Source organism: Bifidobacterium animalis subsp. animalis ATCC 25527, from assembly GCF_000260715.1.
Taxonomy (GTDB): domain Bacteria; phylum Actinomycetota; class Actinomycetes; order Actinomycetales; family Bifidobacteriaceae; genus Bifidobacterium; species Bifidobacterium animalis.
Genome location: NC_017834.1, coordinates 1,217,881 through 1,241,987 on the forward strand (window position 1 = coordinate 1,217,881; position 24,107 = coordinate 1,241,987).

The 24,107-nt window shown below is 60.0% G+C and carries 18 protein-coding genes; 9 read left to right on the forward strand and 9 right to left on the reverse strand.

Translation table 11 applies throughout. The features are described from left to right. The first annotated feature begins 14 nt into the window (after positions 1 to 14). Positions 15 to 824: an SDR family NAD(P)-dependent oxidoreductase gene (locus BANAN_RS05185; protein ID WP_014697870.1), complete on the forward strand. Its 810-nt coding sequence runs from the start codon at positions 15 to 17 to the stop codon at positions 822 to 824. A 248-nt stretch (positions 825 to 1,072) separates the two neighbouring features. Here the strand turns inward: BANAN_RS05185 and BANAN_RS05190 are convergent, their stop codons facing one another. After that, positions 1,073 to 3,013, reverse strand: a complete 1,941-nt coding sequence (locus tag BANAN_RS05190) for a DEAD/DEAH box helicase (RefSeq protein ID WP_014697871.1) — start codon at positions 3,011 to 3,013, stop codon at positions 1,073 to 1,075. A 231-nt stretch (positions 3,014 to 3,244) separates the two neighbouring features. On the opposite strand from BANAN_RS05190, the gene BANAN_RS05195 reads away from it, so the two are divergent. The 5 genes from BANAN_RS05195 to BANAN_RS05215 all read left to right on the forward strand — a co-directional run bounded on the left by BANAN_RS05195 (position 3,245) and on the right by BANAN_RS05215 (position 8,091). Continuing rightward, the gene (locus BANAN_RS05195; protein WP_041777019.1) at positions 3,245 to 4,354 is read left to right on the forward strand and encodes a YeiH family protein; all 1,110 of its coding nucleotides are present in this window, start codon (positions 3,245 to 3,247) and stop codon (positions 4,352 to 4,354) included. Between the two features lie 214 nt (positions 4,355 to 4,568). After that, entirely contained in the window at positions 4,569 to 5,900 is a 1,332-nt protein-coding gene (locus BANAN_RS05200) for a uracil-xanthine permease family protein (RefSeq protein ID WP_014697873.1), read from the forward strand. A 138-nt stretch (positions 5,901 to 6,038) separates the two neighbouring features. After that, positions 6,039 to 7,112, forward strand: a complete 1,074-nt coding sequence (locus tag BANAN_RS05205) for an alpha/beta hydrolase (protein ID WP_014697874.1) — start codon at positions 6,039 to 6,041, stop codon at positions 7,110 to 7,112. Between the two features lie 163 nt (positions 7,113 to 7,275). Beyond that, positions 7,276 to 7,575 (forward strand): hypothetical protein, encoded by a 300-nt coding sequence (locus BANAN_RS05210; RefSeq protein WP_237705783.1) that lies wholly within the window; start codon positions 7,276 to 7,278, stop codon positions 7,573 to 7,575. 165 nt (positions 7,576 to 7,740) lie between these two features. Next, a complete protein-coding gene (locus BANAN_RS05215; protein ID WP_014697876.1) occupies positions 7,741 to 8,091 on the forward strand; it encodes a cupin domain-containing protein in 351 nt (116 codons plus the stop codon). Between the two features lie 88 nt (positions 8,092 to 8,179). Here the strand turns inward: BANAN_RS05215 and ychF are convergent, their stop codons facing one another. From ychF to BANAN_RS05230, 3 genes are all read right to left on the reverse strand, one after another. Beyond that, positions 8,180 to 9,274 (reverse strand): redox-regulated ATPase YchF, encoded by a 1,095-nt coding sequence (ychF, locus tag BANAN_RS05220; RefSeq protein ID WP_014697877.1) that lies wholly within the window; start codon positions 9,272 to 9,274, stop codon positions 8,180 to 8,182. A 132-nt stretch (positions 9,275 to 9,406) separates the two neighbouring features. Next, on the reverse strand, positions 9,407 to 10,201 hold the full coding sequence (gene proC / locus BANAN_RS05225) for a pyrroline-5-carboxylate reductase (RefSeq protein WP_014697878.1): 795 nt from the start codon (positions 10,199 to 10,201) through the stop codon (positions 9,407 to 9,409). A gap of 62 nt (positions 10,202 to 10,263) precedes the next feature. Then, a complete protein-coding gene (locus BANAN_RS05230; RefSeq protein WP_014697879.1) occupies positions 10,264 to 11,601 on the reverse strand; it encodes an alpha/beta fold hydrolase in 1,338 nt (445 codons plus the stop codon). 122 nt (positions 11,602 to 11,723) lie between these two features. Between BANAN_RS05230 and BANAN_RS05235 the strand changes: the two genes are divergently transcribed. After that, positions 11,724 to 14,276, forward strand: a complete 2,553-nt coding sequence (locus BANAN_RS05235) for a sensor histidine kinase (RefSeq protein WP_041777022.1) — start codon at positions 11,724 to 11,726, stop codon at positions 14,274 to 14,276. A 97-nt stretch (positions 14,277 to 14,373) separates the two neighbouring features. Next, entirely contained in the window at positions 14,374 to 15,078 is a 705-nt protein-coding gene (locus tag BANAN_RS05240) for a response regulator (protein ID WP_014697881.1), read from the forward strand. A 115-nt stretch (positions 15,079 to 15,193) separates the two neighbouring features. Here the strand turns inward: BANAN_RS05240 and BANAN_RS05245 are convergent, their stop codons facing one another. The 5 genes from BANAN_RS05245 to BANAN_RS05265 all read right to left on the reverse strand — a co-directional run bounded on the left by BANAN_RS05245 (position 15,194) and on the right by BANAN_RS05265 (position 22,854). After that, positions 15,194 to 17,800 carry an ABC transporter permease gene (locus tag BANAN_RS05245; protein ID WP_014697882.1) on the reverse strand — a complete coding sequence of 869 codons (2,607 nt, stop codon included), beginning with the start codon at positions 17,798 to 17,800 and terminating at the stop codon, positions 15,194 to 15,196. 43 nt (positions 17,801 to 17,843) lie between these two features. Then, complete coding sequence (locus BANAN_RS05250) at positions 17,844 to 18,758, reverse strand: ABC transporter ATP-binding protein (protein ID WP_080571658.1); 915 nt, start codon at positions 18,756 to 18,758, stop codon at positions 17,844 to 17,846. A gap of 186 nt (positions 18,759 to 18,944) precedes the next feature. Next, positions 18,945 to 19,748, reverse strand: coding sequence for an energy-coupling factor transporter transmembrane component T family protein (locus BANAN_RS05255; RefSeq protein ID WP_014697884.1), 804 nt, complete (start codon positions 19,746 to 19,748; stop codon positions 18,945 to 18,947). Continuing rightward, the gene (locus BANAN_RS05260) at positions 19,748 to 21,295 is read right to left on the reverse strand and encodes an ABC transporter ATP-binding protein (RefSeq protein WP_041777023.1); all 1,548 of its coding nucleotides are present in this window, start codon (positions 21,293 to 21,295) and stop codon (positions 19,748 to 19,750) included. The genes BANAN_RS05255 and BANAN_RS05260 overlap by 1 nt, the downstream gene beginning before the upstream one ends. Positions 21,296 to 21,531: 236 nt before the next feature. Beyond that, positions 21,532 to 22,854, reverse strand: coding sequence for an O-acetylhomoserine aminocarboxypropyltransferase/cysteine synthase family protein (locus BANAN_RS05265; RefSeq protein WP_014697887.1), 1,323 nt, complete (start codon positions 22,852 to 22,854; stop codon positions 21,532 to 21,534). A 306-nt stretch (positions 22,855 to 23,160) separates the two neighbouring features. On the opposite strand from BANAN_RS05265, the gene BANAN_RS05270 reads away from it, so the two are divergent. Further along, positions 23,161 to 24,030 carry a pyridoxamine kinase gene (locus BANAN_RS05270; protein ID WP_014697888.1) on the forward strand — a complete coding sequence of 290 codons (870 nt, stop codon included), beginning with the start codon at positions 23,161 to 23,163 and terminating at the stop codon, positions 24,028 to 24,030. Positions 24,031 to 24,107: the final 77 nt, after the last annotated feature.

Here is a 24,107-nt window from a genome sequence, read left to right on the forward strand (position 1 = left end):
CGAATCGAGGCATTATGACCACTTTGATCACCGGTGCGACAGGCGGCTTGGGGCGCGAACTGGCGCTGCTGTTCGCCAACGACGATCACGATCTCCTACTCACCGCACGGCATGCGGACCAGCTTGCCGAGCTGCAGGCGGAATTGACCAAGCAGTTCCATGTGCACGTCACGTCGGTGGTGCTCGATCTTTCCGACACCGAGGCCGCCGAGAAACTGTTTCGCTATGCCCAGAAGAAAGGCATCGTGATCGATACGCTCGTCAATTGCGCGGGCTTCGGGGATTGGGCGGACTTCATGCATGAGGACAGGCGGAAACTCAATGCGATGATGCAGGTGAACATGGTTACGCTGGCCAAGCTCATGCGTCTGTTCGGCGAGGGCATGGTGAGCCGTCACGACGGGCGGATTCTCAACATCGCCTCAGTCGCGGCAACGATTCCGGGGCCGTATATGGCCGCATATTACGCCTCGAAGGCCTTCGTGCGCTCACTGAGCGTGGCCGTGGCCCACGAGGTGCGCGGCACCGGCCTCACCGTCACGTGCATCTGCCCCGGACCTATCAGCACCGGATTCGAAAAGGCCGCCGCCATGCAGGGGCGCAATTTCTTCACGATGGTCAGACCCTCCACACCGAAGGCCATTGCCCAGTTCGCGTACCACAAGATGCAACTCGGCCGTGCGCTGGGCTATGCGGGGGCCTTCGCGAAGGGCGTCGCCTTCGCCACCCGCCTCGCCCCCGAATACCTCAATGCGCTCTGCGCGGGCTTCATGAACGGCGGTGATCCCTCGGCTACAACTTCATCCGAGAACCCCCAGAAATAATCCTTACAATCAATCAGGTGAGGTGTTTGGGGTGGCTGGCAGGCACATTTCGTCACTGTCGTAAGCTCCCTTACGTTCCTCAATGTGCCTGCCAGCCACCCCAAACACAGGCAAGACAGCCTAAACATGCGAGATGGCACTCCCTTTGGCCGTGAGGGTGGGCATAGGTTGAGGAACGTAGGGGAGCTTGCGACAGTGACGATACCTATGCCCACCCTCACGGCCAAAGGGCGAACCCGTACACACGTTCAGCGACGACCACGGCCCCCGCGGAACGGATTATCGTTGCGGCGCTTGCCCTTGTTCTTGAACTGGCTGTACTTGCCTGACTTCCGGGCACGCTTGGGGGCGGTTCGGGTCTGTTCGCGGGCCTCGAGCCTGCGTTCATGGCGCTTGACTGATTCATCGCGGGCATCGAACAGACGGTCGTTGTCGTGGTGGTGGATGCGTTTGCCACCCCGACGCTCTTCACGCTCCTCCTCGCGACGGGCATGGCGCCGTTCGATGCGTTTCTTGCCGTTGTTGCGGTTCTGGCGTGATTTCTTGTAATCACGGTCGTCACCGGCCTCGCCGAACTGCTCGGCGCGACGTTCCCGCCGGTTGCGCGGCCGTTCGTCGCGCCGGCGATCGCGCTCATGGCGGCTCGCCTGTTCTGACTCCGCAGGCTCGGAGTAACGTGGGTTGTCCGAACTCACATCGCCGAGGAACAATGCGGCGAATTCCTGCTGCTCCTTGGCAATCTGGCGTTCGCGTTCGGTGGGCCGATGCTCGCCCTTGCCGGTACGGCGTCCACCACGAGCCGAGCGGCTGCCCCGTTCCTCATCACGGTTCGTGCGACCCCGGTCACGACGCGACTTGCGGCCGCCATTGCTTTTACGCGGTTTGCGTTCAAGCTCGGGAAGCTCCCAGCCATGCACCGGATCGGCTTTCTGCCCTACGAGTTCCTGCACCTGTGGGGACTCGGGGGTGACTTCGACTGGTTTGAGCTTGATGTCGACCTCTTTGAACAGGTGACGAATCTTGCGCTTCTGATCCGGCGTCATGAGTGTGACCACATCGCCGGACTGGCCGGCACGGGCGGTTCTGCCGGAGCGATGGGTGAACGACTTGGGATCCTCCGGCGGTTCGACCTGCACCACCAGACCCACGTTGCTCACATCGATGCCGCGGGCCGCCACATCGGTGGCCACGAGCACATTCACCTGACCGGATTCGAAAGCCTGCAGGTTCCGATCGCGCTGGTGCTGGCTCAGGTTCCCATGGAGTTCGGCTGCCGGGATCCCGCTCTGCGTCAGCGTGTGGGCGAGCTTCTTGGCCTGAAACTTCGTACGCGTGAACAGGATGCGGCGGCCGCGTCCACTGGCGAGCTCCCTCACGACGGCCGCCTTGTCGTTGCGGGATACGAGGAACAGATGGTGGGTCATCGAATCGACATTCGACGTCACCTCATCGACACTATGCACCTTCGGATCGTGCAGGAATTCGCTGACCACCTCGTCGACACCATGGTCGAGCGTGGCCGAGAACAGCATATGCTGCGCGTCGGGGCGAATCTGCTTGAGAATGCGTTTGATCGGCGGCAGGAAGCCCATGTCGGCCATCTCGTCGGCCTCGTCGAGCACCACGATGCGCACATCGGCGAGCGTCAGCGCCTGCTGTTCAATCAGATCTTCCAGGCGCCCCGGGCAAGCGACGACGATGTCGGCGCCATCGTCGAGGTCCCGGAACTGTCGCTCGTACTTGACACCGCCGTATACCGTGGTGACGGCCATGCCGTAAGCATCTGCGAGGGGGGTGAGCACGTCACTGATCTGATTGGCGAGCTCACGGGTCGGCGCCAGCACCAGACCGCGCGGATGCGGCATGTACTTCGAGACGCCGCGCTTGAACCGCAGCGATTTACGCAATGCCTGCGGATCCATGTCACGGGGGAAATCATGGTCGTCGGCACGATCCATATCGGAAAGCCTGGAGACGAGCGGCAGTCCGAAGGCCAAGGTCTTGCCGGAACCGGTCTGCCCTCGGCCGAGCACATCACGCCCGGCAAGTGAGTCTGGAAGCGTGTCCTGCTGGATGGGGAACGCGGTCTTCTTGCCGTCGGCAGCCAGCAGGCGAACAAGCGGCCCGGGCACGCCGAGTTCACCGAACGAGCGCGCAGGCTCCTCATATATGGAGTCCGCATCATTCATAGTGGTATCTAAATCATTCAACGATGGTGTAAGTGGCACGATGGCCTTTCATGTCGTAATACAATGCGCGAGTGCGCAAACTCACCCAGTTTAGCGGACGGCCATAACCAAATTCCTACAAGACACGCTCTGAGAGCGTAACAACCACCGCATTCACGAAGTATCCACAAAATTTTGTTCCAACTAGTGAAATATCCGTCTCATGTACAGAGCAAATGTATTATGAAAACCATGAAAGAATTCTGTAGCAAATGGGCCAAACGCATTGCCACAAAACAGATGGCGCTGATTGCCGTCATCACCTTGGTGGCCACTCTCATCGGCATGTGGGCCGCGCAATTCGAAGGTCTCAAGATCCTCGGCGCGCTCATTATCGCCCTGCTCATCGGCATGGTGGTTCAGTTCCCGATTCGTGCCTGGTACACCAAGGATGATCCGCAACGTGCGGCAGGTGTGAAGGACGCGGCTGGCCTCATCGCCAACAAGTTCCTCCGCTTCGGCATTATTCTGCTTGGTTTCAAACTCAATCTCGAGCTGCTCTTCACCACAGGTGCGAAGTGTCTGCCTCTCGCCGCGCTCGTCGTGGCCGTCACCGTGTTCGTCACCTACTGGATCTGCCGTTGGATGGGCGTCGACCCGCTCATGGCCATCCTGGTCTCCTGCGGCACCGGCATCTGCGGAGCCGCGGCGGTCATGGGTGTCTCCGGCTCCATCAAGGTCTCCCCGAAACGTGAGAGCGAGAAAGAGAACGACGAAGTCACCGCAATCGCCATCGTCGCCATCATGGGCACCATCTTCGCATTGCTCGAAATCGCCATTCTGCCGCTGCTCAACCTCACCCAGCCCCAGGAGGGCTTCATCGCAGGTGGTTCGCTCCACGAAATCGCCCATGCCGTCGCAGCAGGTGAAGGCCTCAACCGTCCAGTCCCCGCCGGTCAGGTCGATGCGGCCACCATGGCGAACATCATGAAGCTCTCCCGTGTGCTCATGCTCGTGTTCGTCTCGATCATCGTTGCGATTTGGTGGGATAAGCGTCATAGCGAGGTCACCGAGGTGGGCGGCAAGCGCAAGGTCGCATTCCCCTGGTTCATGCTCGGCTTCATCGCCACGGCGGCCATCGGTACCCTGTTCCTGCAGACGGTTCCCGCCAGCGCCGGCTTCATCAACGCGCTCGGCGGCGATGTGGCGAAGATCTTCCTCGGCATGGCCATGGCCTCCCTCGGCATCAACGTGAACTTCAAGGCGATCGCGAAGACCGGCGTCAAGCCGCTCATCGCCAGCTTCATCGCCTCGATCATCCTGGTGCTCATCTGCTGGGGTCTGGCGGTGCTGTTCTTCTGACACCAGTGCTTCGAAAGCTATGTGAAAAGGGCCTTGGAATATTCCAAGGCCCTTTTCACATGCCGTCACTTGCTGTTTCACATATGTCACACAGCGGTTTCCCGCTGCCGCTACAATGTATTCGGCCGGTGGCATAACGCTGGCGGCCGCATTTTCCAAAGCTCAAGAGACCTCAGAGAGAAACGGCGAGGAAATCGTGACATCATTGAAGCAAATGTTCACATGGACGCTCCATGGGAACGGAAAAACACTCAAGCCCGGCGAGATCGTCGAACCGAAGGAGCGCCTCACCTGGCCCCGCACCATCGGTATCGGCGCACAGCATGTGGTGGCCATGTTCGGAGCCACATTCCTGGTCCCGATCCTCACAGGCTTCGACCCGTCGACCACGCTGTTCTTCACGGCGTTCTCCACGGCGCTCTTCCTGCTCATCAACAAGAACCTGCTGCCATCGTATCTGGGTTCCAGCTTCGGCTTCATCGCCCCGATCGCAGCCGTGGCGAGCGCCGGCAAGGGCATCGCCGTCGCATCCTTCGGCATCCTGTGCACAGGCCTGCTGCTTGCGATCATCGGCTTCGTCGTCCAATGGGCGGGAGCGATTTGGATCGACCGCATCATGCCCCCTGTGGTCAACGGCGCCATCGTGGCCATCATCGGCTTCAATCTGGCTCCGAATGTATGGACCAATTTCAAGGCGGCCCCCGACACCGCATTGGTCACGCTTGTCGCCGTCCTGCTCATTGCCGTGCTGTTCAAGGGACTCATCGGCCGTCTCAATATTCTCCTCGGCGTGCTCATCGGCTATGCCTATGCCTGCATTCGCGGGCAGGTCGACTTCCAGGCCATCGAACAGGCCGCCTGGGTCGGCTTCCCGAAGTTCCACCTGCCGCAGGTCGACTTCACGATTCTGCCGATGTTCCTGCCTGTCGTGCTCGTGCTCATCGCCGAGAACGTCGGCCACGTGAAGTCCGTAGCGCAGATGACCGGCCATGACTACGACAACCAAATCGGCACCGCCCTCATCGCCGATGGTTTGGGCACGACGGTCGCCGGCTTCGGCGGTGGTTCGGGCACCACCACCTATGGCGAGAACATCGGCGTCATGGCGGCCACCAAGGTCTACTCCACTGCCGCATACTGGTGTGCCGCGGGCTTCGCCTTCCTCCTCTCGCTCTGCCCGAAGTTCGGCCAAGTAGTCAACTCGATTCCGGTCGGCGTGCTCGGCGGCGTCACATGCCTGCTCTACGGCATGATCGGCATGATCGGCGTGCAGATCTGGGTGGACAACAAGGTCGACTTCGCCAAGCCGATCAACATCATGACCGCCTCCGTCGTCATGATCGTCGGCATCGCGAACTTCGAGTTCAATGTGAACGGCATCCAGTTCAACGGCATCGCCATCGGCTCCATCATCGTGCTCGTGCTCTACCATGGCATGTGCGCGATTGGACGCGCCACCGGGACCATTGTCAAGGAGGCTCCGGAGCCCACACCACAGGAGCGCAAGTTCGAGAATCTCGACGAGCCAATCGATCCGACGCGCTGACACGGCGATTCATCGGTTGCCGACAAGCCGGGTGTGCCTGTATGCCGCCCGGCTTTTCCATATCCGTCTCCATCCGTCTCCCGCAAGAATATGGGCAAGGCATCGGCATACTGTTGAGACATACAGTCTGGAGGATTTATGGAACAGTACAGGAACAATGAGATCCCACCCATCGAATACACACCAGGCACCGGCGAATTTCGCGACGCGGTGATCGATCTGGCACATTACTGGACGGCGATCGCGGAGGATCTGCACACCGACGAACCGGGCAAGCAGGAGCGCACGGCAGCCGCCTGCCTCCGATTCCGCAAGGAATGCGCGATGTTCGACTACGCACGCGCATTGCAATGGCACGATCCGCAAGATGTGTCTGTGCACGCCGACATCCCCTACCTGCCGGACGGCGGCTACCGGGACGGCGAGGTGCGCGGCCACCTGCTCGACGCCTACATCCCACGCGATGCCATCGTGCGTGGCGGCAACACATTGCCGGTGTACATAGACATCCATGGCGGCGGATTCACCTACGGATACAAAGAGCTCAACCGCAATTTCAACACGCATCTCGCCGATCTTGGGTTCGGCGTGTTCTCGCTGAACTACAGACCGACCCCGCAGACCGATCTCGTCGGCCAATTGCACGATATCCAGGCGGCGCTGCGCTGGATCGACGAGCATATCACACTGTTCCCCGTCAGTCCGGACAACATCTTCATCACCGGCGACTCGGCCGGTGCATGTCTGAGTCTGCTCACATTGCTCATCGAGCACAGCGACGATGCCGCACGCGCATTCGGCATCGGACGGGCGTCGGGAATCCACCTGCGCGGAGCTTCGCTCATCTCGGGAGTCTATGACATTACGCCGAGTTCACCAATGCGCGCGCGACTTATCGAAACAGTGGGAAACGAGTTCTTCGCAGGACTTGACGATGCCGCCGTGTTCCTGGATCCCGCGGATTGGCTCACACAGGGCATCGGCATTCCACCCCTGTTCCTGGTGACGAGCAGCGACGACTTTGTGCAGTCGGAGACGCTGGCCTTGGCGACGTCACTCGCCCGCAACGGCCGTGATTTTGAACTCCATGATTTCAAGGTGCCACCCACGCAGACACTCGGCCATGTGTTCCCCGTCGGCATGACGTGGCTTCCCGAAAGCGAACGTGTGCTACACGGCATACGAGCATTCTCCTATCCTTTGGCGCAATAGATTGTTCACCCTGAGAGATACAGAATCAACCCGATTTTTTGTAGAAAACAGCCTTTTCTGTATGTTGCCTGCATGAATTGTCATGAAATGGACAGCATGCATGCATACGGCTTGCATAAATGATTTCTATGATGGAACCATCAGCAAAAGAAAGGTCAACACCATGACTACCACAACGAACAATATGGATTCGAACAACATGAACAACGGTACGGCCAACGGAGGTTCCACGCCGGGCGCCTCCAGCGACGGCGACCTCGACTTCCAGGGCAAGGCCGACGCAGCCGAGAAGGGCGAGAAGGGATGCGGCTGCAACTGCAGCGCGAAGCAGACCGAGAGCCGCGAACAGTCGAAATCGAATGAGATTCGCCAGCCCGCCGAACCGAGCAATCCGTTCCCGCAGTCCGAAGCCCCCAGCGGTGACGGCACGGGCATCAAGGCCGGCGGCGAGCAGGCCGAGTGATTCCGCTCCCCTATCGCAACATCTTGCGATTCTGGACGCAAATTCAAGCTCCGCTCCGATACGCGGGGCTTTTTTATGCCCTCAGCGGCGGTCGATGCACAATTCGGCGCGCCTTGGCTAGGCTATACGTTCAGGATGTTTGGCAACCAAGGAGGTCATATGCAAATGGACGAACCGGGAATGCAGATGCTCGACGGCGCGGCGGATATGGTGAGCATCCAGCCCGAGGCGACGGTCTCGCGCACCGTTATGAGAACCGAAGGCGGCAACGTCGTGCTGTTCGCCTTCGATTCGGGGCAGGAACTGAGCGAACACACGGCCGCCATGCCGGCGTTCATACAGGTGCTCCGTGGACGCCTGCTCGTCAACGGCGGCGACGACGAACGCGAGGTGGCCCCCGGCGACCTCGTCTATTTGCCGACCCGACTGCCACACGCGGTGAAGGCACTTGAGCCTTCGGTGATGATGCTCACGATGATCACTGCTGCACGCGCAGCCGATGCCATCGACGGATGAGCCGAGGGTGAAGGAGCACAATGCCGCATGGCCCTCCCGGATCATGCGGCATTGACGTCTTTGGCCAAGGCCATCGGCCATACGCCGATCATTTACTCACATTGAACTTGAACTCGACGATGTCGCCGTCCTGCATCACATAGTCCTTGCCCTCGAGGCGCAGTTTGCCCTCTTCCTTGATTTTCGCCATCGAACCGTCGGCCTCTACGAAATCGTCGTACGAGACTACCTCGGCCTTGATGAATCCCTTCTCGAAATCGGTGTGGATGACGCCGGCCGCCTGCGGAGCGGTCCAACCCTTGTGGATCTGCCAGGCGCGCACCTCCTTCTCCCCCGCGGTGAGGAAGGTCTGCAGGCCGAGAATGTCGAAGCCCACGCGAGCGAGCTGGTCGAGCCCGGACTCATCCAGTCCCGCGTCCTCGAGCATCTCGCGAGCATCCGCCTCATCGAGTTCGGTGAGTTCGGATTCGAACTGCGCATTGAGGAAGATCGCCGGGGCGGGTGCCACCGACTTCGCCAGACGCTGCTTGAGTTCCTCGTTCTGCAGCTCCGAATCGTCCACATTGAACACGTAGATGAACGGTTTGGCGGTGAGCAGGTGCAGGTCGTACACCTCTTCCTTCTTGATCTCGCCGGCCTGCGCAGCCTGATCGATGGTGCGACCGGATTCGAGGATCTCCTTTGCCTTGAGCACGGCATCCATGTAGCTTTTCTCGATCTTCTTGCCGCGCAGGTCCTTCTCAAGCTTCGGCAGCGCGTTGTCGATCGTCTGCAGATCGGCGAGAATGAGCTCGGTGTTGATCGTGTCGATGTCGTCGTCGGGATCGACATGGCCGTTCACATGGATGATGTCGTCATCTTCGAACGCTCGCACGACCTCGCAGATTGCATCCGCCTCGCGAATGTTCGCGAGGAACTTGTTGCCCAGTCCCTCGCCTTCGCTCGCGCCCTTGACGATGCCGGCGATGTCGACGAAGGTGACGGTTGCCGGCACGATCTTGTCGGTGTGCACAAGCTCGGCCAGTACCGGCAGCCGTTTGTCCGGCAGTGGCACGATGCCGGTGTTCGGTTCGATCGTGGCGAATGGGTAATTCTCCGCAAGCACGTTGTTGCGGGTGAGCGCGTTGAACATGGTGGACTTGCCCACATTGGGCAGGCCGACAATTCCGATAGTAAGAGACATAGTGCCTACACTAGCGGCCCGCCAAGTCATTTCACCGGTTTTGCACATCTACGCGAAACGCCGGTGCGGCAGCGTGAGTCACGCTCCCTCGCCGGCGTCACGGCATTCGTTCAGAATACAGACGAGAACGATTCAGCCCTGCTCGATAGCATCGACCGCACTGATGATCGCGCCACGGAACGCACGGTTCTCGAGTTCGGCGACGCCCTTGATGGTGGTGCCGCCAGGGGAACACACCGCATCTTTCATGGCACCCGGGTGAACTCCCGAGTCGAGGTACAGGGCACCGACACCTTCAATCATCTTCGCGGCCAAACGGTATGCGGTCACACGCTGCAGACCGTACTTGACGCCGGCGTCGCCGAGCGCCTCCAAGTACATGTCGGTGAACGCCGGGGCACAACCGGCGATGCACATCGCGATCCCCATATGCGCGGTATCGACCTCCTCGATGAGCGATATGCGGGAGAACAGGTCGACGAATCCCTGGCATTGGCTCGGGGTGAGGGTGTTCACGTTCTCGCAGATCAACACTCCTTGGGCCACGGCCATCGGAGTGTTCGGAATCGTGCACTGGATGTGGATGCCCGTGGCCGACTCACCGAACAGGGTCTGGTACCTCGCCAGATCCCAGCCTGCGGCAAGGGATACGATCATCTTCGAATCGTCGGCGAGTGCTCCGGCCATTGGAGCAAGCACATCCTCAATCTGATACGGTTTGATTGCCACGACCACCATGTCGGCGGCCGCGACGACCTCCTGCGGGGTGTGCATGGCAGTGCCGCCCACTGCCGCGATGTTGCGTTCCAACTTGTCGAAATGCGCGGCGCATGCCACAATGTCGTTCCCGTCGACCGCATGCGCACGGGTCAATCCCAGTGCGATTGCCTGTGCCATGTTGCCGTAGCCAATGAAACCAATCTTCATACCACTCTCCTGACAGTGTCCGATATGCCAATACTGTATACGGCCTGCGGAAAAACCCGATGCTAGAACAGTTCGTGCAGGTCGCCGCGGTCGCGTGCCTCGTCGAAGAGATGACGGAAGACGATGCCACCGTGCACGCCATCGTGTTCGAACTCGTTCGTCACCCAATAATGCGAGTTTCCTATGCGCGAAAGTGTGTCGAGCTGCAGACCGCTGTCAACATACAGGTCGTCGAAATACACCGCACTGTTGAGCGGCACTGTGTTCGCGGCGAGTTGGTTCACGTCGTATATCACCCCGAAATGCGTGTCCTGCATCAGAACGTCCATTGCGGCGCGGAACGGTCTGAGCGCGCGCTCCTGCTCGAACATCCACGGGAAAATCGCCTCGCCGGTGAACAGCAACGGGCGCGCGTCAGTGCTGAACTGCGGCAGACTCCTATACACGTGGTCCGCCGCCCAATCAATGGGGGCGTCGAGGTCGCCGTCCGCGTAGATGAACTCCTGGAGCGGCCAATACAGCGGATTGGAATAGGTGGCGGTCATCGCATCGAACAGGAACTCGTCGGCGAGCGGGGAATCCGGGTTTGCCGAACCGTCGCCGTCGAGAAATGCCTCGTCGAAGAGCCAATGCACCCGTTCGAATGCCGGTTTCATCCCGAAACTCGAGCCGAGGGTCTGCAGGCGCTCCACTGTGAACGGGTCGCCGTTGGGCAGCGTCACATCGGTGCTGCGCAGAATGTCGGCCACGCAGCCCACGCGTTTCGTCTCGAGCGGGTAGCGTGCGTAGAACTGTTCGGTCTTCGTCTGCATGCGTGGGAAGGTGTGCTCGTACACCTCCCTCGCGCTCGCCGGCACATGGGGTATGCCACCGGTGGTGAAACTGGCGATGAGGCTTTGCGGGAATAGCGAAAGGTATGTCAGTGTCAGGAATCCGCCATAGCTCTGCCCGAGTGTCACCCAGCGCTCTCCATCGAACTCGGTGCGCCGCAGGTGCTCGAAGTCGCGCACAATGGAGCCGGCGAGGAATTTCTTCAGATACTCCGCAGCCTGCCGCCCGTCCATATTCGCCACGGTGTGTGAGTCGATATGCGAGGAACGCCCGGTGCCCCGTTGATCGGGCAGCACCACACGGAAATGCTTGATGGCCTCGGCAATCCAGCCATCGGAGTCCGGCGAGAGCGGCCGCGGCGCCGCACCGCCGGGTCCTCCCTGCAGGAATACGAGCAACGGCAATCGGTCGTTCACATGCTCTGGGGCACAGACCACGCGGTAGAACAGGCGAATTGTCTCGCCATCGAATCCCATGCCTGGCTCATGGCCATTCCAGTCGAGCGGCACGTCGATCGCATACTCAGACACATGGAGTCCTGGAACATAGTATTCATTGAGCAGTGCCATCATACTCCCTCACGGCATTTAAACGGTGCAACGCCTTCAATCTCACCCACATGCACCGACAAGGAGGCACAATCATCCCACAGACCCATGTGCAGGTGGTCTGCGGCCTATATGCTGAAGATATGGGAGAACGCTTAAAAGCCTTCTTGGCGACACATCGCATGCTGGTCATCGACACCATGACCACCATGCTGATCTGCCTGCTGTGGGCCATCACCACGATCCCGCCATTTCTGGAGGATGGCCTGCTGGTGCGCTGGGATGCCGACGGGTGGACGCGCATCTGGTCGATCCTGCTCACGTTGCCCTTCGCATTGCGCCGCACGAAGCCGCATACCGCCGCCATCTGGTTCGTCGTCACGGTGGCGGTGCAGCTGGTGTTCGGACCGGCATTTCTACTAGCGGATGCCATGGCGTTGCCCATGTTCTATTCGGCGGTGGTCTATGATCGCCGGAACCGGACCCGCGAATACGCGATCTTGGCGTTGGCCTTCGATGTCGCCACCGTCGCCGTGATCGTATTCGCGAACACCCATGGCGCGATCTTCGGGCGTAATCACATGGCAATCCTGACGGGGGTCTATGCCTGTGCGCCCGAGGGGGCCGGATTCTCAATGCAGTCATGTGCAGCCGCCAGCATGGAATCGAGCCTCCTCTACTTCATCATGTTCACGCTGGTACTGGCCACCACGCTCGTGGCCGCACTATGGCAACGGGCACGCCAACACACGATTCGCATGCTGGGCGAGCGGAATGCGGCCATAGCCGCCCGGGAGCAGGAGGAGAAACTCATCGCGGCCTCGGCCGAACGTGCGCGTATCGCCCGTGACATGCACGACATCGTGGCCCATACCCTTTCGATCATCATCATCCAATCCGATGGCGGACGGTATGCCGCCACCCATGACGTGCAACTGGCGCGGTCGACGATGGACACCATTCGGCACGAGGCCGAGCATGCGATGCACGATATGAAGCAGCTGCTCGATGTGTTCGGGAGCTCATCGCATGCCGACTACCACGACATCAATGCCTTGATCGAGCAGGCGGCCAAGGTCTCCCCCGACATCCACGTGCGACGCGAGCTCGTGGGGGATCCCTCACCGCAGCTATTGAGCGAGCCGGCGAGTGTGGCCATGTACCATGTGGTGCAGGAGGCATTGACGAACGTACGCAAATACGCGGGGCTCAATGTGAACGTCGAAGTGCGTGAGGAGTGGAACAGCGGAACCCTTTCCTTCACCATCAGCGACGACGGACGTGGTGCCTCGGCGTCCATGGATGGGCATAAGGCCGGCTACGGTCTGCTCGGCATGAACGAACGCATCGAAGCCGTCGGCGGCACGGTGGAGGCAGGGCCCCGTCTCAACGGCGGTTTCGCAGTGCATGCCGAAGTCCCATTGGCCACCTCCGTGCAGCAGGCCGGCATCGGCTCGGAATCGCTCCTGCAGGCAACCGCGATGCACACAGAGCGCGGCGGCCCCTCCGCCGTGGAAGTCTCGGAGGAAAGCTGGGACGGTGATGTGGCCAACAGTACCGGAGCAGACGTGGATGACAGGGATGCTCAGCAGGGCAATGACAAGGGCGACCACGAGATTTGGCCCAATTTCATGCAACTGGGCAAGTCGTTGCGTTCCAAACCCATCGCGCAGGTACACGAGGACGGACACGAGAACTGGATTACCAGACTGTCACATTGGGCCGAGCACCATTATGTGCTCACCGACACGATTCTCGTCGCTGTGGCGACCGCCATCATCGTGACGGTTCCTGGCGGCATGGAGCTGCAGGACGCCGGCTACCACTTCTCCTCGGCATCCGGCGCCTTTGGGGTGATGATGACCGTACTGCTTATGCTGCCACTGTGCTGGCGCAGGCGTTTCCCTCGTGCGGTCGCATTGGCGTTCGCCATTCTCGTGTTCCTGCAACTGGTTTTCGTGAGACCATTGTTCACCGCCGATTTGGCGGCGCCATTCATCGCCTATGCCGCCATGCTCTACAGCAGCAAACGGGGCACCTGGAAATGGCTCAGCGCACTGATTGCACTCGATGGGCTGCTGTTTGCGTTCAAGACGATGCTGCTTGTCGAGGGCCACACCTCGGTCGTCGAGTGGATGCTTCATGCCACGCCTGCATTGCGACCCGAAGATGGCACCGTCAGCATCGAGTTCGCCAGTCAAGTGTTCATCGAATTCGCCGTCGCGGCCATCATGGTCTGCATGTTGGCGATGGTGCTCGGCGCATGGGTCAAGATCAGCGGTGCGAATCCGCAGGTGCTGGAGGCCCGGGCCGAGGCGCTGCGCGAAGAGCAGCGCAAACAACGTATCTCCGCCGCCAACCGTGAACGCGACCGTATCAGTGCGAGCATCCAATCTGAGGTGAGTGAAACGCTCAACAGCGTGATTGTCGAGACAACGCAGGAAATATCGATCATCGACCATCAGCTTGCGCAGGGAGAGGAGCCGTCTGCAGAATGGATCAGTCAGGCGTTCGCGGCCATCGGCAGTCAGGGACGCACCGCTTTGAAGCGCATGCGCGAACTGCTTGGTGTGCTGAGGGAAACCGGTGCCAGCGATGAGGCGGATCCTTCGCACAATCAGCTCAATCTGACGCCCGCGAAATCGCTTGATGAGCAGATCTCCGCCGCGCAGAGCCGCGGCGTGGGCAATGCCTAGAATTCACCGCGTTCGCACAGTCCACAGCAGGTATGCATATATTCCACACATGTCTGGAATATATGCATGAAGGCATGCGTTTCGCTAGAGTGGAAGCATGGCAGACGCAAGCAGGATTCGTATAGTCATCGCAGATGATCAGGAACTCGTCCGTGCCGGGTTCACCATGGTGATCAACTCACAGCCCGACATGCAAGTCGTCGGGCAGGCCTCCAACGGCACGCAGGCGGTGCAGCTCGTCGAACGGCTCCACCCCGACATTGTGCTCATGGACGTGCGCATGCCGGGTATGGACGGATTGGCGGCCACAGCGCAGATCACGTCACATGCCGATGGCGAGCAGCACACCCGTGTGATCATTCTCACCACCTTTGATCTTGACGAGTACGTCATGTCGGCAATCAACGCTGGTGCTTCCGGCTTCCTGCTCAAAGACACCGAACCCGAGACGCTGCTCAACTCGATCCGCACTGTGTACCAAGGCAATGCCATCATTGCACCGACCGCCACGAAACGGCTCATCGAAAAGATGATGGAGACGGGCGTCACCCAGGAAGAGCCTGGCAGACAACAGTCAGAGGTCGCCGCCGAATACACGGATCCGGAGCTTGCCACCCTCACCGAACGCGAACGCGAGGTGCTCATCGAGATCGCCCATGGACTGTCGAACCAGGAGATCGCCGACAAGCTGTTCATCTCACTGCCCACCGTGAAAACGCATGTGGCGCATATTCTGCAGAAGATCAACGCACGCGACCGAGTGCAGGCGGTGGTCTTTGCCTACGAGAACCACCTGGTGTAGCCCGTACCGTTCAGACATATGCAAAAGCCGGCCAGTTGGAGACTACTGGCCGGCTTTGCCGTGATGCCAGATACAAACTTCATACCCGACATCAGGTATTTGATATCCTTCCAAATCAGGCTTCGGCGAGCGCCTCCACCGGCGGCGTCTTCACTGCACGGCGTGCGGGGAACACGCTGGCGATGAGCGAGCAGACTATGGCGATGGCCAGGATGATCGCGTAGGTTCCCCAGTCGATCACGTAGACGACGTCGGCAATCGAACTCATCACGATGTAGATGCCGAGCCAGCCGAACAGCGTGCCGACGACCATGCCCACCACGCTCGTGACCAGCGAGATCAGCAGGGCCTCGATTGCAAGGGAGGCGCGGAGCTGACCGCGTGTCATGCCGATGGCGCGCAGCGTGGCCGATTCCCTGGTGCGTTCGATCACCGACAGGCTCAGCGTGTTCGCCACGCCGATGACGGCGATGACCACGGCCACGGCGAGCAATGCGACGAGCAGCATGAGCATCATGTTGACCATGCTCTCCCACTGGTTGCGTTCCGCCACCGGGCCTCCGACTGAAACGTTCGGGTAGACCTCAAGATCTTGCTCGATGGTCTCGAACACGTCCGATAGCGACATGTCGGCAGGCACGTTGAGTTTGATGAGCATCGCGTTGCCGTCCGCCTTGAACGTGCCGTTGTCGAACAGCGCCGTGTTCACGAAGGCGACCGCCTCGTTGTTCTGTGAGATGCGCTTGTAGTCGCGCTGGTCCACATGCAGCTCAACCGGATTGCCCGATGGAATGCCTTCTGTATTGGTTGGGTTCAGACGTACCGTGTTGTTTTCGAAGGTGAACGATGTTCCGGTTGCGTTGTTGACGAGCGGCATGATCGCATCATCGGCCCCGAATGCAGGCGCGGGATTGTCGACCGAGATGTTGAGCACCGACTGCAATGCCGCGATGTTGGGCACGCCAATGACCGTCGTGGGCACTGCATGCCCCTGTTCGTCGGTGAATTCCGCGCTCGCGGTCTTCGCATACAGCAGAGAGCCGACGCCCCGTTCGCCTCTCACCTTGTTCGCGGCCTGCTGTGGGATGTTTGGGCCATAGGCCACGACGTCGACGCTGTAGCGGGTGTCGAGTGCCTGATTCATCGTCGCTTTCGCTGCGGCGGCACCGGTGGCCAATGTGGAGATGAGCGTGACACCTATGAGCAGTGCCGTTCCCGTGGCGGCGATGCGTCGCGGATTCTTCTGGATGTTGGCATTGGCGAGCTTGGCGGCCGGCCCGAACATTGAGACAAACGCCCCCACGCCCTTCATGAGCCAAGGCAACCAGAACAGGGCCGTCATGGCCAGGCCGATGAATGTGAGCATGCAGCCGGCGACGCCTGCGAGCAATGCGCTGGCGGAGATATCGCCGTCCTTGCTGTGGTTCATCGGGATGGCGATCAAGGCGAGCGCGACGCCGAGGGCCAGGAACAGGCAGCCGAAGACGGCGCGGCTCACACGGGCCCGATGCTGATTGGAGATCTCAAGGGGTCGCATGGCTTCCAACGGGGTCACGCTAGTGGCGGTGCGTGCGGCGCTCACAGATGCGAGTACCGTCATTGCAACACCGAAGAGCACGGGCAGCGCGATGACCTGCCAGCTCATATTCAGCGTCAGGCGCATGCCACCGAGAGACTGGTCCCGTGTGGCAATGGAGGCCAATGCCATGAGGCCGGTTCCCACGCCCACGCCGAGTACCGAGGATACGAGTCCGAGCATACCCGCCTCCTCAAGCACCGACACGTAGAGCTGGCGCTTGGTGGCACCGATGGTGCGCAGCAATGCCAGCGTACGGCGGCGCTGCGCCACGAGCACCTGGAACGTGTTCGCGATGACAAGCGCGGCGACCACCAGAGCGAGCACACCGAAGGCGAGCAGGAACTGCTTGGTCACGTCACCACCGTTGGAGCTGAGGGATTTGATGGCCTGCTCTTCCATATGCGCGCGATCCTGCAGCGTCAGCCCCGGCGAAAGCGCGGCCTTCACCTGCGCGACCACGGTGGATTCATGTGCCGGCTCGATGTACAGGTACGCAGCGGTCGCTGGTATCGCATCGAAGGAGGCGACATCCGAATAGGCGACCATAAGGTCGTTCGAGGCGACGGAGGCACCGTTGTAATAGCCGTATACGTTGTTCGGATCGGTGGTGAGACCCGTGATCGTCGCCTGCACGTCCTGCGCATCGTCGCCATATTGCGCATGCGACGAGATGGTGTCTCCCACCTTGAGGTTCCACTGCTCGGCAAGCTTCCTCGGTATTGCAATCTGCCGGACACCATCGGGTTCGGGGGCGTTGCCCCCTACGATTGAAACCGGGAGCAGCTTGGGGTCGGCACTCGTCGACAACGCCACCCCGCTGCCGTGTTGAGAGCCGGTATTCAGCATGACGCTGCGCGTGACATCGGCACGGACGCCTTCCACTCCCCCGATGCCCGCTATGGTATTGAGCTTAAGACCACCAACCGTTGAGTCGTGTGCATCGTCGCCGAATTGCGCATCTGCCGTGACTGCATAGTTCGAGCCGCCGAACTGGCCGGTGGTCTGTTCGCGCAATGCGGCGTCGAAGGCGTTCGTGAACAGCAGCGTCGCGGCAATGAACGCCGTGCCGATGAGAATGGCGATACCCGCGGGAATCAGCATTCTCAGGTTCTTCTTCATCATCTTCATCGTGATTGACAACATGGTATTCCTTCGGATTCAGGATCGTCTGTGCTCTTGGCCTGCATTAGCGACGCTGCTGCGGCGGCTTCGGAGCCTGCATGAGGGTTCCCTGTGCCGGCTGATCGCCGATGCCTGCCGGATTGTTCCGGGGCTGCTGCGCAATGGGTGGATTCTGGTTTGCCGGCATCGTCTGAACTGCGGAGCGCCCAGCGGTCTTCGTGGAACGTTCGCGCTCCTTCATGAGCAGATCACTCATCTGCGCCGGTTGCGGGTCGGAGACGTCGGCGATGATGTGTCCGTCGGAGAATACGATGGCACGGTCTGCATAGGAGGCGGCCACCGGATCATGCGTGACCATGATGATCGTCTGCCCCAATTCCCGTACCGAGGCCTTGAGGAAGCCAAGCACCTCGGCGCTTGAAGCGGAGTCGAGGGCACCGGTGGGTTCGTCTGCGAACACGAGCGACGGCTTGGTGATGAGGGCGCGTGCGATGGCCACACGCTGCTGCTGACCTCCAGACAGTTCGTTCGGACGGTGGCCCAGACGTTCACGCAGTCCAAGTGTGTCCGCCAGACGGTCGAACCATGCACGATCCACCTTCTTGCCCGCCAAAGTCAGGGGCATCACGATGTTCTGCTCGGCCGTGAACATCGGCAGCAGGTTGAAGCTTTGGAAGATGAAACCGATGTAGTTGCGGCGCAGCAGCGTGAGCTGCTTGTCGTTGAGCTTCGTCAGGTCGCGCCCCTGGAACACGACGCTGCCGCTGTTGGCCGAGTCCAGACCGCTCATCACATGCATCAGCGTCGATTTTCCGGATCCGGACGGTCCCATAATCGCCGTAAACCGGCCCTGCTCGAACTGCACGTTGACATCTTTCAACGCATGCACCAGGCTTTCACCCGTGCCATAGTCCTTCACCAGATCGATGGTCTCGATCGCCACCGGCGTATGGGTCGGCTGGTGAATCTGGTCAACCATGTTCTGCAACGCGGAATTCGACATGTTCTCTCCTTCTTGGGGCCTTCGCCATTTCAATCACGTGCTCTGACGTGCATATCTGCGAATAATATGCCCTACAACCATGCCGACCCATCACCCGCAAGGGTGAAAAACATTCGGGGCTCATCCTTGAGGATGAGCCCCGAACACAACATCGTGGTGAATTCACCACCCGAATACGACCATCATCACAATTACGGCAGCGATGTACACCAGCACCAGTATCAGCAGCATCCAATCAAACAGACGCATATGCGCCGGATGCAGATATGTGCGTTTGGCACCCATACGGTCTATATGCGCACCATGAGCCAAAGCTGTGATGCTGCGGGCGCGGTTCAGGTGGCTCATATGGGCTGGTGCCGCAATGATCGCACGAACATGAGCGCTGCACCATGCGGCCGTGCGGGTGAGGGGATTGTGCCTGCCAATGCGCGCATACCGTCCACGAATGTGTTGGGTGAGCACCAGGTCATGCACGGTGGCCGCATAGGTCGGCAGCCACTGGATCGCATCCGTCACGGCGGCCCCTGCCGTGTATGGCAATCCCAATCCTGCCAGACCACTGATCCAGGCGGCACGCGAAGTGGTGAACAACACGGTGAACACGGCGAACACGATATCTGCGATACGGAGCGCCACCACCGCGCATAGATCCATGGTGCCGGAGGTGACCAGCCAGCTTCCCCACTGCCACAAGGTCCAGCCGGGCAGATGCACGGTGAGGAGCATGATGCAGAACACAATGACGATCACCGGCAGGAAGAATGACCACACCTTGAGCGTCTTGCGTGCAGATATGCGGGTGGACAGCAGGAACAGATGCTCCACGAGGAGCATGGCCGTCAGGAATACCCAGTTCCCCCAAATCGAACACATGACGATAACGGCGATCATGGTGAACAGCTTCACACGTACATCCACTCGGTTGAGCCAACCATCAACCGGGACATAGAACTGCGAACGCATCAGACTCTCCCCTCCTGATCATGGTACAATGAGCGCAACTGCGTGGAATGCAGAGGGCCAAAGTCCACTATGCGCCCTTCCTCCATACGCAGGGCATGGGTGCAGTAGCGTTCCACGAGATCATCGTCATTGCTTGCCATGATCACGGTGATGCCTTGCTTGTTGAGGTCCCGCACTAAGGTCATGAACTTCGTTTTGAGCCGATAATCCAACCCGGACACCGGTTCATCAAGCACAAGTATGGGTGCCTGCGTGGCCAATGTGGAGGCCAGTGCCACGAGTCTGGTCTGCCCGGTGCTCAACCGAATGGGATCGGCATCTTCAATGTCGAACAGGTCAAATGCCCGGATGAGCGCATTGACACGCTCGTTCACCTCTTGGGCTGGCACGCCCAGGGCACGCGGGGCGAATTCGATTTCCTTGCGCACGTTGCGCGTCAGCATCATATGCAACGGGTCCTGATCGAGATAGGCCACTTCACGGGCCATGCGGCGCACCCGGCACTCGGCGGTGTCGTTCTCGTCCACAATCACATGGCCGCGCGAGGGCAGAATCTGAGAATTCATCATCGACAGCAAGGTCGTCTTGCCGGATCCGTTCGGGCCCACGACGCCCACGAATGAGCCGCGGGGGATCCGCAAGTTCACGTCGCGCAATTGGGGGGCATCGCTGTTCTCGCTGTGCGGATGGAGGTAGTACACATGATCGAAGATGATGATCGGATCGGTCACGTCCTGCGGCTCAAGACGGGCGATTGTCAACGGCGTGTGGTCGTCGCGAGATCTGCTCACGCCCACCGATTCCAGCAACGACGCCTCGCGGAGGAACACTTCGCGTGTGGTGCGGCGGATCACCTCGCCGCCCACCATCACCAACACCGAATCGGCATGCTCCCGCAGCCAACGAGTGTCGAGGTCGATCATCACCACCGACGTGTGGTTGCGCTTCATAAGGTCGTCCAGAATGGCATAGAGATCCTGTGCGCCGTCTTCGTCGAGTACCGCCAGCACCTCATCGAGAATGAGCACCTCGGGCTCTGCTGCGATGGCCGAGCCTATGGCGACGCGCATCATCTCGCCTTCGGAGAGCGTACGCGGATCGCGGTGCCGGAGTCCCTCTATATGCAGTCGGTCAAGCACCTCATCGACACGGGAGCGTATTTCGTCCGGCGCCACACCCCTATTCTCCAAGGGGAATGCGATCTCGTTCTCCACCTCGTTGGTGACGAACAAATCCACCGGGTTCTGGGGCACATACCCCACCTTGGCGGAGATATTAGAGACGCTCGTGCTTTTCACGTTCATGCCAGCCACCCTGATGAAACCGGTGAGCGTGCCGTCGAGAATATGAGGGATGATACCGGTGAGGGCCTGCGCCAATGTGGACTTGCCCGAACCGGTCGGCCCTACTATCCCGGCCAGGGTTCCCTCCGCCACATAACAACTCACATCATGCAGTGCCCCTCTTGACGTGCCGTGCGCCGAGGAGGGCGCATACTGCCAACCCAGGTTCATCACGGTGATTACATCGGTCACAATCGGCTCCATCAATCTCACAACAAGTGCGCTTGGCTGGGTGAACTTCTACCCTACGTTCATACGTAACCGTAAGCATACTATGTCATCTCGTTGATATCTTGCATCGTTCGAGCCGACCCGTCCATGGGCAAACGAATCGCGCCCATGGACGGCGGCACCGACAAACGGGAAATCCCGCATGCCCACGCATGCGGGATTTCCCCAGGAAAGCTGTTGACCATATGCATGGCATACGTCATACATGCTCAATCGGCGAAGCCGGAGGCGCGCACCGCCTCGAATCCGCCTTTCAGATCGTCGATGATGTCGTCGATGTACTCGGTGCCGATCGACAGACGGATTGTTCCCTGATGTATGCCCTGATCCTCCAACTCAGCCTCGGACTCCTGAGAATGCGTCGTGGAAGCCGGGTGAATCACCAGGCTCTTCGCGTCGGCAACATTGGCCAGCAGCGAGAACAGATGCAGGTTGTCAATGAATACCCGGGCTGCATCCTTGCCGCCCCGAATGTCGAAAGTGAAGATGGATCCGGCGCCATTCGGGAAGTATTTCTCGTACAGGTCGTGGTCAGGGCGTCCCTCGATCGATGGATGGGAGATCGACTCGACTTCGGGCACGGTTTTGAGGTAATCGATCACTTTGAGCGCATTCTCCACATGGCGCTCGACGCGCAGTGACAGCGTCTCGGTGCCCTGCAGCAGCAGGAAGGCCGAGAACGGCGAGAGCGTGGCACCCGTGTCGCGCAGCAGGACCGCGCGGATGCGGGTCACGAATGAAACCGGCCCGAGCGCCTCATAGAAGTTGAGGCCATGATATGAGGGATCCGGCTCGGTGAGCGTCGGGAATTTGCCTGGCACCGCATCCCACTTGAAATCGCCTCCCTCGATGATCACGCCGCCGAGCGTGGTGCCGTGGCCACCTATGAATTTCGTGGCGGATTCCACTACGATGTCCGCACCATGTTCGAGGGGGCGGAACAGATATGGTGTGGCGAAGGTGTTGTCTACAATCACCGGCAAGTGGTGCCGGTGTGCGATCTCGGTGATTGCGTCAAAATCGGGCAGGTCGGCGTTCGGATTGCCGAAGGTCTCGAAATAGACGAGTTTCGTGTTGTCTGCGATCGCCTCCTCGAATGCGTGGGAATCGTTGGCGTCGACGAAGGTGGTGGTGATGCCGTCGCGTGGCAAGGTGTGGCGCAGCAGATTGAACGTGCCCCCGTATATGTTCTTGGCAGCCACGATATGGTCACCGGCCTGCGTGATGTTACGCACGGCGTACTCCACGGCCGCAGCACCCGAGGCGACCGCCAATCCCGCGGTGCCCCCCTCGAGCGCTGCGATGCGGTCTTCGAACACCCCTTGTGTCGTATTGGTCAATCGCCCGTAGATGTTGCCCGGGTCGGCCAGACCGAATCGGGCCTCGGCGTGGTCGAAATCGTGGAATACATAGCTGGTCGTCTGGTAGATCGGCACTGCACGGGCGTCGCTGGCCGGGTCTGCGCTCTCCTGGCCGACATGCAGCTGCAGTGTCTCGAAATGGTATGGTGTGTGGGTTTCCTGTGCGCTCATGGTGTTCCTTACGCTCATACACGTTGCCGTGCGTCGTTTTCGTCTGGCGACCCTCGGGTCTGGGCAGCAGATTAGAGAACTCGCACAGCACAATGCAAGCCAGACGTTATCGCGATTGGTTATACCCGTTTATCAATCGGCGCTTGCGCACCTGAACATGAGATCCGTCAGCCCCCACGAGACGGAGGCGACACGCCGAGACCCCTGTGGTGTACCACCTCATCCATGTAACACGGCAGGAATGCGCTTGGCATATCGTTCACCTATTGTATGAGGCATATATGGTCGATGACTGCAAGGAGCAATATGCCAGAAGTGCTTTACGAACGCAATCGCGAATATATTCCACGCATCGCAGCGGTGCATGACATGTGCGGGTACGGCAAATGCTCGCTCACCGCCGCCATCCCGATCCTCTCGGCTGCCGGCTGCGATGTCTGCCCGGTGCCGACCGCTCTGTTCTCGGCACATACTCGCTACAAGGTGTTCACCATGGAAGACACCACCGACATGCTGGGCGGATACCTCGACGCCTGGCAGCAGGAGGGCGTTGAGCTCGATGGCGTCTACTCCGGATTCCTAGGCTCCCCCGATCAGGTGGCGATCATTCAGCGACTGTATCGCGAGTACCCCAAGTCGCTGCGTTTCGTCGACCCGGTGATGGGCGATGCCGGCGAGATGTATGCCACGTACACGGCACAGCTTTGTGAGGCGATGGGCGCGCTCGTCGATGGCGCGGACCTGCTCATGCCGAACCTGACCGAATCCTCCATTCTCACCGGCACCGAGTACCCCGGACAGGACATCACGAACGAGCAGGTCAGGCAGATCATTGGCAATCTGTTCGATATGGGCGCCAAGAACGTCGTGCTCAAGGGCATCGACCACAATGACGGCCGAATTCGCAACTTCGTGGCCAACGCCAAGGAGGGCGTGGACCGGATGACCGAATGCGTGCATGAGAAACTGCCCTACATGTGCCATGGCACCGGCGACGCGTTCGCCTCCGCCATGATCGGCGGCGTGATGGCCGGACTCGACCTTGCAGCGGCAGCCAGACTTGCCGGCGAATTCGTGCACAACGCGATGGTCCAGACGAAGTTCCAACCCGGCTATCAGGATCGTGGCGTGAGTTTCGAACTGAGCCTGGGAGATTTGACCAGCCTCGTGGATTGAGCAGGTCGTGGATCTGATGCATTCGCCCCGCATGAAAATGCAGGGCGAATGCGTATTCCAATGCCGACACGCACAAT

Bases quoted from the DNA above. Each gene is read 5' to 3' on its own strand.
- BANAN_RS05250 (WP_080571658.1), bottom strand. From the start codon at position 18,758: ATGGTTGACCAGATTCACCAGCCGACCCATACGCCGGTGGCGATCGAG.
- BANAN_RS05215 (WP_014697876.1), top strand. From the start codon at position 7,741: ATGGACGAACCGGGAATGCAGATGCTCGACGGCGCGGCGGATATGGTG.
- BANAN_RS05260 (WP_041777023.1), bottom strand. From the start codon at position 21,295: ATGGAGCCGATTGTGACCGATGTAATCACCGTGATGAACCTGGGTTGG.
- BANAN_RS05210 (WP_237705783.1), top strand. From the start codon at position 7,276: ATGACTACCACAACGAACAATATGGATTCGAACAACATGAACAACGGT.
- BANAN_RS05270 (WP_014697888.1), top strand. From the start codon at position 23,161: ATGCCAGAAGTGCTTTACGAACGCAATCGCGAATATATTCCACGCATC.
- BANAN_RS05265 (WP_014697887.1), bottom strand. From the start codon at position 22,854: ATGAGCGCACAGGAAACCCACACACCATACCATTTCGAGACACTGCAG.
- BANAN_RS05255 (WP_014697884.1), bottom strand. From the start codon at position 19,748: ATGCGTTCGCAGTTCTATGTCCCGGTTGATGGTTGGCTCAACCGAGTG.
- BANAN_RS05190 (WP_014697871.1), bottom strand. From the start codon at position 3,013: ATGAATGATGCGGACTCCATATATGAGGAGCCTGCGCGCTCGTTCGGT.
- BANAN_RS05230 (WP_014697879.1), bottom strand. From the start codon at position 11,601: ATGGCACTGCTCAATGAATACTATGTTCCAGGACTCCATGTGTCTGAG.
- BANAN_RS05185 (WP_014697870.1), top strand. From the start codon at position 15: ATGACCACTTTGATCACCGGTGCGACAGGCGGCTTGGGGCGCGAACTG.
- BANAN_RS05205 (WP_014697874.1), top strand. From the start codon at position 6,039: ATGGAACAGTACAGGAACAATGAGATCCCACCCATCGAATACACACCA.
- BANAN_RS05200 (WP_014697873.1), top strand. From the start codon at position 4,569: ATGTTCACATGGACGCTCCATGGGAACGGAAAAACACTCAAGCCCGGC.
- BANAN_RS05240 (WP_014697881.1), top strand. From the start codon at position 14,374: ATGGCAGACGCAAGCAGGATTCGTATAGTCATCGCAGATGATCAGGAA.
- proC (WP_014697878.1), bottom strand. From the start codon at position 10,201: ATGAAGATTGGTTTCATTGGCTACGGCAACATGGCACAGGCAATCGCA.
- BANAN_RS05195 (WP_041777019.1), top strand. From the start codon at position 3,245: ATGAAAGAATTCTGTAGCAAATGGGCCAAACGCATTGCCACAAAACAG.
- BANAN_RS05245 (WP_014697882.1), bottom strand. From the start codon at position 17,800: ATGTTGTCAATCACGATGAAGATGATGAAGAAGAACCTGAGAATGCTG.
- BANAN_RS05235 (WP_041777022.1), top strand. From the start codon at position 11,724: ATGGGAGAACGCTTAAAAGCCTTCTTGGCGACACATCGCATGCTGGTC.
- ychF (WP_014697877.1), bottom strand. From the start codon at position 9,274: ATGTCTCTTACTATCGGAATTGTCGGCCTGCCCAATGTGGGCAAGTCC.